Here is a 12,116-nt window from a genome sequence, read left to right on the forward strand (position 1 = left end):
TCCTCGCACGACGGGAACACCATCATCCAGTGCGCGGGGCGACCCGGCAGAGCGGTGGTCAGGCGGAACGCGGGTAGAGCCCGTCGACCCCGTCCGCGAGGCGCGTCCGCACGGTGCGGCTCAGGTCGTCGGCCAGGACCTCCGCCTCCCCCGCCGCGAGCCCGTCCAGGGCGAGCTTCGCGACCGTGGCCGGGTCGATCTTCGGCGAGCTGACGTGACGGGCCATGTCGGTGTCCATGTACCCGACGTGCAGCGCGGTGACCTGCGTGCCCTGGGCGGCCAACTCCAGGCGCTGGGCGCTGGTGAGCGACCAGGCGGCCGACTTGGCGGCGGCGTAGGCGCTGACACCGGGCGCGGTCAACCAGGACAGCACCGACAGCACGTTCAGCACGGCGCCGCCGCCCTGCTCGGCCAACTGCGGCGCGAACGCCCTCGTCACGACGAGCGTGCCGAAGTAGTGCGTCTCCATCTCCAGCCGGATGTCGGCGAGCGAGCCCCCGGTCACCGACGCGCCGGTGGACGACCCCGCGTTGTTGACCAGGATCGACACCCCCGACGCGGTGCGCGCGGCCTCGGCCACCGACTCCGGGTCGGTGACGTCCAGCCGGATCGGGATCACACCGGGGAGGTCGACGGCCGCCGGGTTGCGGGCCCCGGCGTAGACGGTGGCGCCGCGCTGGAGCAGCTGCTCGGCGAAGTGCCTGCCGAGACCGCGGTTGGCGCCGGTGACGAGTGCGGTGCGGCCTGCGAGGTCCATGACGTTCTCCAGTCTGAGTTGGTATTTGCAACTTAGCCTCCTGGGTAGGAAAGGGCAACCCAGGTTAGGATGAGAGCATGGCCACTCCGAAGCTCGTGGACTCCACCTGCTCCATCGCGCGCAGCCTCGGCGTGCTGGGCGAGCGGTGGACGTTCCTGATCCTGCGCGAGGCGCTGACGGGCAAGACCCGGTTCGCGCAGTTCCGCGACGCGCTCAGGATCGCGCCGGACGTGCTCACGGCCAGGCTCGCGACGCTCGTGGAGTACGGCGTGCTCACCCGCGAGCCCTACCAGGAGCCGGGCAGCAGGCCCCGCGACGCCTACCACCTCACCGACGCCGGCCGCGAGCTGGACATCGCCCTGGGCGCCCTCCAGCAGTGGGGCGACCGCTACCTCCCGCGCCCCGAGGGCCCCACGGTGGAGCGCCGCACCCGCACCGACGACCGCCCCGTGCACGTCGGCTACGTCGACGGCTCCGGCCGCGAGGTGCCCCTCGACGACGTCGCCGCCAACCGCACGGCGGCCTACCCGGTGGACTAGGGCCCGGCGCGGCTCAGCCGCTGTGCCGGTAGTCCGCCCGCGCCTCGGCCCCGTCGTACGCGTCGTGCTCGATGCGCAGCAGCCGGTCGGCCACCAACCGCACGGCGGGCAGCCTGAGCTCCTCCAGGATCGCCAACGCGCGCAGCCACGCCGTGCGCGCGCCCACCCTGTCCCCCGCCTCCAGGAACGTGTCGCCGAGCTCCATCAGCTCCTCGGCCTCGTACACCGGGATGTTGGCCCGGCGGAACAGCTCGATCGCCCGCTGCCGGTAGGCGACCGCCTTGTCGAACTGGCCGCGCAGCCGGTGCGAGTCCGCGAGCACGACCCAGCAGTTGGCCTCTCCGTTGCTGTCGTCGACCTCACGGAACAGGGTCATCGCCTTGCGCGCCAACGCGACCGCCTCGGTGTGCGCCCCCAGCTGGCTGCGCGCCCACGCGATGCCCTGCAACGAGTTCGCCTGCCCCTGTTGGTCCTCGGCCGCCGAGTACAGCTTGAACGCGCGGGCGTGGTGCGCGGCGGACTCCGCGTAGTGGTGCTGCCTGCCGTGGATGGAGCCGAGGCCGCTCAGCACGTGGGCCTGCTCGTAGTGCAGGCCGAGGTCGCCCAGCAGCTCCCACGTCCGGTCGAGCAGGACGATGGCGTCGTCGGGGCGGCCCAGGTAGTGGCGGGCGCCGGCGAGGCTGCGCAGCGCGAACGCCAGCCCCTTCTTGTCCCCGTCGGTCTCGGCCGCGGCCGCCACGACGGACATCGTCGCGTCCCACTCGTGCCACAGACCCTGGTACTGCAGGTACTGCTGCATCGACAGGGCGAGCTCCCTGGCGTCGACCGGCCGCCCGTTCTCGGCGGCGTGCCGGACGGCGGCCATGAGCACCTGGCGTTCGGCGGCGAACCACCGGGAGGCGTGCTTGTCGTCCTCGATGGTCTCCGGTGTCACGCCGGGACGGGGCCCCGGCGGCTGGTCGAACCGCAGCCTCGGCTTGAGCATCAGGTTGGCGCGGTGCGAGGTGTGCAGGTAGTGGTCGAACAGCCGGTCCAGCGCGGCCTCGCGGTCGGCGTCGCGGTCCAGCTCCCGGCTCAGCTCGGCGGCGTACACGCCGATCAGGTCGTGCGCGGCGAACCGGCGCGGCGAGTGCTCGGTGACCAGTCGGCCGCGGATCAGCTCGATCAGCAGCGCGCGCACCTCCCTGGTGCCGGTGCCGAGCAGGCTGGCGGCCGCGGCGAGCGAGATGTCGGGGCCCAGGTGCAGCGACAGCAGCCGGAACAGCCGCGCGGCCTGGTCGCCGAGCATCCGGTAGGACCAGGAGAACACCGTGCGCACGTCGCCGCTGCTGCCGTCGTCGAACGCGTCCAGGCTGCCCTCGGTGTCCTTCAGCTCGTCGGCGATCGCGGCCAGCGGGAAGTCCGGGTGCGCGGCGGCTCGCGCCGCGACGAGGCTGAGCGCGAGCGGCAGCCCGGCGCAGAACCTGATCACCTCGTCGACGGCGTGCGGCTCGGCGTCGACCCGCTCGGCCCCGATCCGCCGGACCAGGTTCTCCCTCGCCTCCTCCGGCGACAGCACGTCGAGCGACACCAGGTGCGCGCCGTCGGTCGCCACCAGCCCGGTCAGCCGGTCGCGGCTGGTCACGATCACCAGGCAGGTGGCCGAACCGGGCAGCAGCGGGCGGACCTGGTTCGCGTCGCGCGCGTTGTCCAGCACGACGAGCATCCGCTTGCCCGCGGTGAGGCTGCGGTAGAGCCCGACCTGTTCGTCCACAGTGGACGGCATCCTGGTCGGCAGCACGTCGAGGGCGGTCAGCAGTCCGCGCAGCGCCTCGGCCGGGTCCATGGCGGCACCGCTGAGGTCGAACCCGCGCAGGTTCACGTAGAGCTGCCCGTCGGGGTAGCGCCCCGCCATCCGGTGCGCGAGGTGCACGGCGAGCGTGGTCTTCCCGGTGCCGGGCATGCCGTCGATCGCGCAGATCACGGTGGAGCCGGACGAGGTGCGGTCGGCGGGCAGCAGCGCGTCCAGCCTGGCCAGCACGGCCCGGCGACCGGTGAACGCGGGCAGGTCCGCGGGCAGTTGCGCGGGCCGGAGACCCGCCCTGACCGCGTTCCCGCGCATCCCCGTCGCGGGCGGGACGGACGAGGCCTGCTGGGCCAGCACCCGCTGCTGGGCCGCCCGCAGCTCCGGTCCCGGACCGATGCCCAGCTCGCCGGACAGGTGCGCGCGCACGGCCTGGTAGATCCCCAGCGCCTCGGCCTGGTGGCCCGCGGCGGCGAGCAGCAGCATGACCTCGGCCTGCAGCGCCTCGTCGAGCCGGGCCTGGTCGGCGACCGCGCGCAACGCGGGCAGCAGGTCCTCGGCCATCCCGGCGTGCCGCGCGGACTCGGCGGCCTCCCTGGCGAGCGCGAGCCGTTCCTGGTCGATCCCGGCGAACAGCACGGTGGCGCGCGCACCGACGTCCAGCCCGTCCGCGCACCGGCCGTGCCACAGCGCGAACGCCTCGGCGAACCTCGGCACGGCGGCGGCGTGCGCGCCCTGGGCGGCCAGCCGTCCCGCCTCGGCGGCCAGCGCGCGGAAGCCCAGCAGGTCGAGCGACAGCTCGTCGACCTCCAGCTGGTAGCCGCCCGCCTTGCGGAGCAGCCACCGACCGGACGCCCTCGGCGGCAGACCGGGTTCCAGCATCCGGCGCAGCAGGCCGACGGAGCGGTGGACGACGTTGACGGCGCTGGACGGGGCGCTCTCGTCCCACAGGAGGTCGACGAGCTCGCCGAGGGCCACCGGCCGCCCGCCCGCGGCGAGCAGGAAGGCGAGCACGAGCCGCTGCTGGGGCGCGCCGAGGTCGATCTCGACATCGCCTCGCCACGCTCGGACCGGGCCCAGCACGGAGAAGCGAACCGGCGGGACGCCGCCGCGGTCCACCCCTGCCACCTGCCGCCCTCCTTACCGCTCGCCCCACCATCAGCGCACGCGGCGAACGAGAACCGCGGTGTGCTCGGGAATTGTTCGCACACCGCGGGCGAAAGCGGATGTGCCGAGTTCGGAAACCGACCTTGCGGAGAAAACGGTATCAAATACGCACACCACGCCCGCGCCACGCGCCGACGAACGAGAACCATGTTACCCGTGGCGAGCTGAGAGCGTTTTCAGCGGAACGACCGTCCCGGATTCGACGATGATTCGAATCGGATCGACAGCTGGTCAACAGGATTTGCGACAATGCGGAAGAGCCCCGCGGGCGCACCCGCGGGACGCGCACCGCAGGTCAGCACACCGATGGCGGTGCCCGACCCGCCATTCCCGACCGCCACCGGGAACCACCCGGCCGAACGACGGCTGCTCCGCACGGCGGGCATTCCGACAACCGAGCCAGGTGACCTGTCCGATGAACGGCCATCCCACTCGCGATGAGCCCGTATAATCCTCCACAGCCCACCGACCGTACGGTTTGCCGGGACGAATTCCGAGCGCGAGGCCGTTCAGGCGGCCAGCGCGGCCTCCAGGGTCGGGTAGACGTCCAGCAGGCCGTCGAGGGCGGTGAGCCGCAGCGGCTGGGAGACCGCGCGGGTCGCCACGACGAGCCGCAGCGAGCCGCCCGCGCGGAGCCCGCGCTCGTGGCAGCGCACCAGCGTGCTCAGCCCCGAGGAGTCGAGGAACGTGACCCCGGTCAGGTCCGCGACCACCGGCGTGTCCGACGCCAGCGCGGTGGCGAGCCGTTCCTCCAGGTCGGCCGCCGTGTTCATGTCGACGTCGCCCGCGGCCTCCACCACCACCGCCCCGTCCTGGACCCGGTGGTGCACACGCAGCCGCGGACGCTCCGCGTCGAAGTCCTGCCCTGGGACCGTGCGCATGCCGATCTCTCCTCGCCCTCTGGGACCTCAGGTCCGCAGTACCTGAAATCTGCATCGACGATAGTAGACATTGATGTGCTCGCAGCATAGGTTTGGTTTGGCGACCACGCCGGACCAACCCCACCGGAGGCTTCATGGGTCCACCAAGCCGCAGGTCGGAGGGCACACCGGCCGATAGGTTCGACGATGACGACTACCCGGCGTACAGCATGGGCAGGGCAGCCGAGATCCTCGGCGTGACGCAGGTGTTCCTGCGCGGCCTCGACAGCGCGGAGCTGATCACCCCGCAGCGCTCCGAGGGCGGCCACCGCCGCTACTCCCGCTACCAGCTCCGCCTCGCGGGCAGGGTGCGGGAGCTGGTCGACCAGGGCACCGCGGTGGACGCGGCGTGCCGGATCGTCATCCTCGAGGACCAGCTCACCGAGGCGCTGCGCCTCAACGAGGAGCTGAAACGGTCCAGGTCGGACGACGGCGTGCCGGACTGACCGGTCGCCCCGCCCCGGACGTGGCACGATGACCGCAGGGAGCAGCCCCCTCCCTGGATTGGACCGCGCCGTGACCGTGCCCGCAGCCAGCGCCATCGACGTGCTGCTGGTCGAGGACGACGCAGGCGACGCGCTCATCACCGTGGAGGCGTTCGAGCGGCACAAGGTCGTCAACCGGCTGCACGTGGTGCGCGACGGCGTCGACGCGCTGGCGTTCCTGCGCCGCGAGGGCGACCACGCCGACGCGCCCCGACCCGACCTGGTCCTGCTGGACCTGAACCTCCCGCGGATGGGCGGCCACGACCTGCTCGCGGTGCTCAAGGCCGACGAGGACCTCCGACGCATTCCCGTCGTGGTGCTGACCACCTCAGGAGCCGACGAGGACGTGTTGCGCAGCTACCAGCTGCACGCGAACGCCTACGTGACCAAACCCGTCGACTTCGACGCGTTCGTCACCGCCATCCGGCAGATCGACGACTTCTTCATCACGGTCGTCGCCCGGCCCAGCTGACCGCTTTCCCGAACCCCGCCTCCGCGGGATGAATGGGCGGCAATGCCGTTGGCTGTCGACGAAACCGCAGGTGAGGATCGGTCATGTTCCACCAGGAACAGGTTCTTCGACCGGTTCGAATCAACGATCATGGGTAAACCGAGCGGTCCGGATCTCCCCATTTCACATCTCCGACCTTTTCACACACGCGAACCCCGAACCCTTTTTCGAACAACCGTCGACCCGCGTGTCACGCTTTCCGCACAATGCGAATCCGGTACGTGAGCCGCCACACGTCCGGATTCGACTGTCCAGCCCCAGTGCGAGTGCACCCGAGCCCCACCACGTCAGCCGCGCTTCGCCGCCCACACCACCGAAGGCTGCTCGTCCCAGTTCTCGGCGACGTCCGGCTTGCCGAACAGGTACCCCTGGGCGAAGCCGCAGCCCGCGCGGCGCAGCCAGTCGGCCTGGGCGGGGGTCTCGATGCCCTCGGCGACGGCGTTGGCGCCGAGGACCTCGGTCAGGTCGATGATGCAGCGGACGACGCCCGCCGTGCGGCCGGACTCGCCGAGCTCGGCGGTGAAGGACTTGTCGATCTTGACGATGTCGAACGGGTAGCGCTGGAGGTAGCTCAGGGAGGAGTAGCCGGTGCCGAAGTCGTCGAGGGCGACGCGCACGCCGGTCTCGCGGATCTGCATCAGCGCCTGCATGGCGACCTCGTCGGCCCACACCGACTCGGTCACCTCGATGGTCAGCCCGGACGGCCGCAGGCCGGTGTTGTCGAGCACGTGGTCGAGCGTGTCGAGGAACCCCGAGGTGGACAGCTGCCGGGTGGAGACGTTGACGGTCACGCCGACCGTGCGGCCCTGCTCCTGCCACCGGACGGCCTGCTCGCACGCGTCGGCGAGCACCCGGCCGCCGAGCGGCACGATCAGGCCGGTCTCCTCGGCCAGCCCGATGAAGTCCATCGGGCCGAGCAGGCCGTGGCCGGGCCGCTGCCAGCGGACCAGAGCTTCGGCGCCGGTGACGCGCGACGTGGCCAGGTCGACGATCGGCTGGTAGTGCAGAACCAACTGGCCGTCGTCGATGGCGGCGCGCAGGTCGGTCTTGTCGCGCTGCCGGGCGAGCACCTGCTCCCCCATCTCCGGCTGGAACAGCCGGAACCGCGCACCGCCCTCGCGCTTGGCGACGTACATGGCGGTGTCCGCGTCGCGCAGCAGGTCGGCGGTCGCCGCGCCGCCGGTGGACACCGCGACGCCCACGCTGGCCCGGATCACCAGCTCGTAGCCGAACGGGGACGACGGTTCGGCGAGCGCGTCGAGCAGGCGCTGGGCGAGCGCGAGGCAGTCGTCGGCGGTGTGGGCGGGGGCGAGCACGGCGAACTCGTCGCCACCGATGCGCGCGGCGGTCGCGCGCGGTCCGACCGACGCGCGGATCCGGTCCGCGGCCGTCATCAGGTAGAGGTCGCCCGCCTCGTGGCCCTCGGTGTCGTTGATCTCCTTGAACTGGTCGAGGTCGATGACCAGCAGCCCGACCGAGCCGCCGCCGTCCGGCAGCGCCCGCTCCACGAGGTGCAGGAAGTGCGCCCGGCCCGCCAGCCCGGTCAGCTCGTCGCGCTCGCTGCGGGTCCGCAGCACGTCCTCGCGCAGCGTCCGGCTGCTCACGTCGACCGCGGCGACCAGCGTCTCGTCCGGCTCGACGGGGGTCTGGTGCAGCGCCACCACGGAGGACGTGCCGTCGGTGTGGTCGATCCGCACCTCGACCGGCTCCTGACCGGCGGTGCGACAGCCCTGCACGCACCGGGTGATGTCGTACCCGTGCGGGCACGGGACGGGGCCCGGCTCATCCCAGTCGAGCAGCGTCGACGCGCGCTCGTTGTGCATCCGCGGCACGCCCTCGTCGTCGAGCAGGACCAGCCCGACGGGACTGGCGTGCACCACGGCGGCGAGGGTCCGGTGCGCGGCGTCGGCGATCTGGGAGGCCCGCACCGTCAGGTACAGCGCCATCGACCCGATCACCAGCCCCACCAGCGGCATCGTGGAGCCCACGATCGAGTCGATGCCGACCGGTTTGCCGTGCAGGTCGAACGCGAACGCGGCCCCGAAGCCCGCCAGGTAGCCGACCAGCGCGGGCGTGGCCTTGACCGGGAACCTGGCCGTGCCGCCCCGCATGGACCGCCGGACCGTGACGCCGAACAGGAAGCCGATCACCGGCTGCGGACCCGGCAGCACGACGAACGCGCTGACCGCGATCACGCCCTCGGCCGCCGCGATCCACCAGCTGTCGCTGTCCGGCCACACGACCCAGGTCGCGAGCACCACGACCGCGAGCGCCGACACGGGGTAGTGCAGCGGGCCCTGACCGGACCCGACGAGCGCCGCGAGGACGGCGAGGCCGCCCATCCAGGCGAATGCACTGGTGAGCCTTCGCACTCCACGCAGCTCGACCTTGCCGTGCGCTGTCGTCACCTCGTCCACCGGCTCAACGGCCGCCCCCTCGCGTTCACGGGCAGTGACGCGACCGACTCCCTGTAGTGGGGAAGGCTCGCAATATCCAATGGTCGCACGCCGACGGCAACCGCCAACAGAGTGATGTGATCTCTCGCAGGTGAACGAACCGATTGAGTCCTTTGTGGACACGTGACCCGAAAGCGTGCGCCGGTTACCGCGGGCAACCGTCCGCGCACGTCACAGGCGGGATCGAATCGCTTGCACACCAGGAAGAGCACCATTCAGGTCCACAGTGGACACTTGTCCGATGATCGCACCGACCTGTCCATTCAACCACAGGGGGTTACCGCCCGAAGGCGCTTCGCGGAAAGTCTCGGACCAATCGGGGGCCTGGTCGGGTGGAATTGTCACCCGACCGGCCGCCCGGTCGTGGGAAAGCGCCTACCGCGTTGTGCGGAAAGGCCCACGGCGACCAGGCCCTTCCGCACGGGTCCTAGTGGTCGTCACCGCCGCGACCCCGGTGCCCACCGTTGTCGTCACCGCCGTGCCCGCCGTCGTCGTCGCTCCCGCGGACCGCCCCGGTCGTCGCGTCCACCCGCACGTCGTGGCGCACACCGGCCGCGTCGACCCGCACGTGCCACTCCCACCCGCCGTGCTCCGACTCCCGCTCGGTCCGCACCACCCGGCCGCCGACCAGGCCGACTGCGATCCGCTCGGCCTCCTGCGCGGTCACCCCGGCGGCAGGCGTGTCGACCGTCGTCGGCGCGGAGGACGACGGCGTGGACGGGCGCACGCTGATCGTCGACTGCCCCGGCACGGTGCCGGAGGTGGTCGAGGACGGGGTCGCGGACGTGCCGCCCGCGGCCGTCGGGCTGTCGTCCGCGCCGGTGAGGGCACTCGCGGTACCCGCCGTCACCAGCAGCACGAGCGCGCCACCCACCAGGATCGCGTTCCTCCGATTGGACATGTCCGGCCCCTTTCGTCGCTGTGGTCGAGCCGGTACCGACGATGTCGCTCGGGGGCCTAGCGCCACGCTGTCGCAGGGTTAACGGCGGCCTAAGCGCGAGACCCGAGGTCCACGGTCACCAGCAGGCCGCCGTGCTCGGACGCGCCGATCCGCAGCCCGCCGCCGGACGCCTCGGCCATCCGCCGCGCGATGTCCAGACCGAGCCCGCTGGACCCGGACCCGCTGCTGCCCCGGCGGACCGCGGCGGCGTCCATCCCCGGTCCCGCGTCGGCCACCACGAGCCGGGCACCGCCCTCCGGACGGGCCTCCAGCGCGACCCGGAAGCCGGTGCCGTCGGGCGTGTGCGCGAACACGTTGCCCAGGAGCGCGTCCACGCCCGCCTCCAGGTCGGCCCTGGGCACCGCCACCGGGAGCGGCCCGCCGGGCACGTCCACGCCGACCTCGCGGTCGGTGTCCTCGGCGAGGACCAGCCAGAACGCGACCCGCTCGCGGACGACCTCGGCGGCGTCGCTGTCGCCCGCCGGATCGTCGCCGCGGCGGCGGGCCTGCTCGATCACCAGCGTCACGGCCCGCTGCACGGCGTCGACCCCGGTGCCGATCCGCTCGGCGTCGTCGGGCCGGTCCAGCGCCTCCGCGTCCAGCCGCAGGGCCATCAGCGGGGTGCGCACCCGGTGCGACAGGTCGGCGATGGTCTCGCGCTCCTCGCGCAGCAGGTCGGCGATGCGGGCCGCGAGGCCGTTGAGGGCGGTCGCGACCACCCCGATCTCACCCGGCGCGGCCGGGTCCGCCCTGGCGTCCAGCTCACCGCGGGCCAGCCGGTGCGACACGGCGGCGAGCGAGATCGTGGCCCGCACCAGCGACCGGGCCAGCCGGTCGGCGACCACCAGGCTGACCCCGAGCAGCACCACACCGAGCCCGGCCAGCAGCAGCCACGCCCGGCCGACCCCGTCCGACAGCCGGGCGTCGGGCACGAACGCGCGGATCACCGCGATGGTCCCGGTCGGGCCGCCGACCGCGAACACGATCTCGCGGCCACCCGGCACGTCGCTGGACTCGCTCGCGCCCCGGAACGCCAGCTCCACCAGCGAGGTCCGCTCGGCGGGCACCCCCAGCCGGGTCCCGTCCGCCAGGAACACCGTGGCGGTCGGGTCGACCTGCGCCACGCTCAGCGCCCGCGCCTCCCCGTCCGTGGTCGCGACCAGCGCGCTGAGCGACTGCGCCCGCACGGTGGCCGCCTGCACGGCCCGGTCCGCAGCGACGTCCCGGATGAGCAGCGCCAACGGCAGCAGGAACGCGATCAGCACCAGGGACGTGGTCGCCCCGACCAGCAGCAGCACCCGCCGACGCACGCGGTCACTCCCCCGGCGCGCTGAGCCGGACCCCGACCCCGCGCACCGCGTGCAGGTACCGGGCCTCCTGGGCGGTCTCGCCGAGCTTGCGGCGCAACCAGGACAGGTGGACGTCGACCGTCTTGTCCGGACCGCCGTAGGGCAGCCGCCACACCTCCGTCAGCAGCTCCCGCTTGCCGACCACCTCACCCGCCCGGCAGGCCAGGTAGTGCAGCAGGTCGAACTCGCGCGGCGTGAGGTCCAGCGCCAGGCCGTCCAGGCTCGCCCGGCGGGACTTCGGGTCGACCCGCAGCCCGCCGACCACGACCGCCGCGTCCTCGGTGTGCTCACCGCCGCGGCGCAGCACCGCCCTGATCCGCGCGTCCAGCTGCGCCGCCCCGAAGGGCTTGACCAGGTAGTCGTCGGCACCCGCGTCGAGCACGGTCACGATCTCCGCCTCGCCGTCGCGGGCGGTGGCCACCACGACCGGGACCCGGCTGACCCCGCGCAGCATCCTCAGCATCGTGACGCCGTCGAGGTCGGGCAGGCCGAGGTCGAGCACGACCAGGTCCGGCCGGTCGCCGACCGCCATCTCCAGGCCTGCCAGGGCGGTGGGTGCCCAGGTCACGGCGTGGCCGCGGTCGGCCAGCCCGCGGATCAACGCCGTGCGGATCCGCGGGTCGTCCTCGATCAGCAGCACCTGGGCCATGGTCGAACCGTAAGCCACACGCGGGCCGGTGGCGCCGGGCTTAGGAGTCCGTTAGGGGCGCGTTAACGGTGTCCGACGGCATACTTGCCGCATGTCCCGTCCCTGGTCGGGCCGCACCCGAGCGGTCACCGCCGCGCTCGCCTGGCTGGGCGCGCTGGTGGCCGCGACGCTCGTCGGCATGACCGCCGTCGGCGCGATCGGCAGCGGCATCGTGGGGGCGGGCGGGCAGCCGCTCAGCCAGTCCGAAGTGGACGCCCGGCTGTCGGCGGCCCGGTCCACCCCGTCCACCACCACGACCGTCCCGCCGACCACGACGACCACCACAACGACGACGACCGCGGCCGCCGAGGTCATCTCGAGCAAGGGCGGCACCGTGATCGCCCGCTGCTCGGGCACCGAGGTGCAGATCGTCTCCACCAACCCCGGCCAGGGCTACCAGGCGTCCACGGAGTCCGAGGCCGACCACCCGAGGATCCGGTTCACGACCGGCCGGGCGCGCGTCGAGGTCCGGCTCCGGTGCGTGGACGGCCGGATCCAGCCGGAGATCAAGAACGGCTGAC

At 72.8% G+C, this 12,116-nt stretch carries 11 protein-coding genes; 4 read left to right on the forward strand and 7 right to left on the reverse strand.

Annotation, left to right across the window (positions count from 1 at the left end; genetic code table 11):
* Positions 1–58: 58 nt before the first annotated feature.
* A complete protein-coding gene (locus CLV43_RS28630; RefSeq protein WP_106190807.1) occupies positions 59–757 on the reverse strand; it encodes an SDR family oxidoreductase in 699 nt (232 codons plus the stop codon).
* A gap of 77 nt (positions 758–834) precedes the next feature.
* Between CLV43_RS28630 and CLV43_RS28635 the strand changes: the two genes are divergently transcribed.
* A complete protein-coding gene (locus tag CLV43_RS28635; RefSeq protein WP_106190809.1) occupies positions 835–1,296 on the forward strand; it encodes a winged helix-turn-helix transcriptional regulator in 462 nt (153 codons plus the stop codon).
* Between the two features lie 13 nt (positions 1,297–1,309).
* Here the strand turns inward: CLV43_RS28635 and CLV43_RS28640 are convergent, their stop codons facing one another.
* Positions 1,310–4,207, reverse strand: coding sequence for an AfsR/SARP family transcriptional regulator (locus tag CLV43_RS28640; protein WP_146174948.1), 2,898 nt, complete (start codon positions 4,205–4,207; stop codon positions 1,310–1,312).
* A gap of 548 nt (positions 4,208–4,755) precedes the next feature.
* The gene (locus CLV43_RS28645) at positions 4,756–5,127 is read right to left on the reverse strand and encodes an STAS domain-containing protein (RefSeq protein WP_106190812.1); all 372 of its coding nucleotides are present in this window, start codon (positions 5,125–5,127) and stop codon (positions 4,756–4,758) included.
* Positions 5,128–5,261: 134 nt separating this feature from the next.
* Between CLV43_RS28645 and CLV43_RS28650 the strand changes: the two genes are divergently transcribed.
* Both CLV43_RS28650 and CLV43_RS28655 read left to right on the forward strand, forming a co-directional pair.
* A complete protein-coding gene (locus tag CLV43_RS28650; protein ID WP_106190813.1) occupies positions 5,262–5,612 on the forward strand; it encodes a MerR family transcriptional regulator in 351 nt (116 codons plus the stop codon).
* Between the two features lie 70 nt (positions 5,613–5,682).
* Entirely contained in the window at positions 5,683–6,123 is a 441-nt protein-coding gene (locus tag CLV43_RS28655) for a response regulator (protein WP_245887065.1), read from the forward strand.
* A 326-nt stretch (positions 6,124–6,449) separates the two neighbouring features.
* On the opposite strand, the gene CLV43_RS28660 is transcribed toward CLV43_RS28655, so the two are convergent.
* From CLV43_RS28660 to CLV43_RS28675, 4 genes are all read right to left on the reverse strand, one after another.
* Positions 6,450–8,570, reverse strand: coding sequence for a putative bifunctional diguanylate cyclase/phosphodiesterase (locus CLV43_RS28660; protein ID WP_146174949.1), 2,121 nt, complete (start codon positions 8,568–8,570; stop codon positions 6,450–6,452).
* A gap of 475 nt (positions 8,571–9,045) precedes the next feature.
* On the reverse strand, positions 9,046–9,519 hold the full coding sequence (locus CLV43_RS28665) for a PepSY domain-containing protein (protein WP_106190818.1): 474 nt from the start codon (positions 9,517–9,519) through the stop codon (positions 9,046–9,048).
* An 89-nt stretch (positions 9,520–9,608) separates the two neighbouring features.
* Entirely contained in the window at positions 9,609–10,868 is a 1,260-nt protein-coding gene (locus CLV43_RS28670; protein ID WP_106190820.1) for a sensor histidine kinase, read from the reverse strand.
* Positions 10,869–10,872: 4 nt separating this feature from the next.
* Positions 10,873–11,556, reverse strand: coding sequence for a response regulator transcription factor (locus CLV43_RS28675; protein ID WP_106190821.1), 684 nt, complete (start codon positions 11,554–11,556; stop codon positions 10,873–10,875).
* Between the two features lie 91 nt (positions 11,557–11,647).
* On the opposite strand from CLV43_RS28675, the gene CLV43_RS28680 reads away from it, so the two are divergent.
* A complete protein-coding gene (locus tag CLV43_RS28680) occupies positions 11,648–12,115 on the forward strand; it encodes a hypothetical protein (protein ID WP_106190823.1) in 468 nt (155 codons plus the stop codon).
* The last annotated feature ends 1 nt before the right edge of the window (position 12,116 follow it).

It is taken from the genome of Umezawaea tangerina, assembly GCF_003002815.1.
Lineage (GTDB): Bacteria > Actinomycetota > Actinomycetes > Mycobacteriales > Pseudonocardiaceae > Umezawaea > Umezawaea tangerina.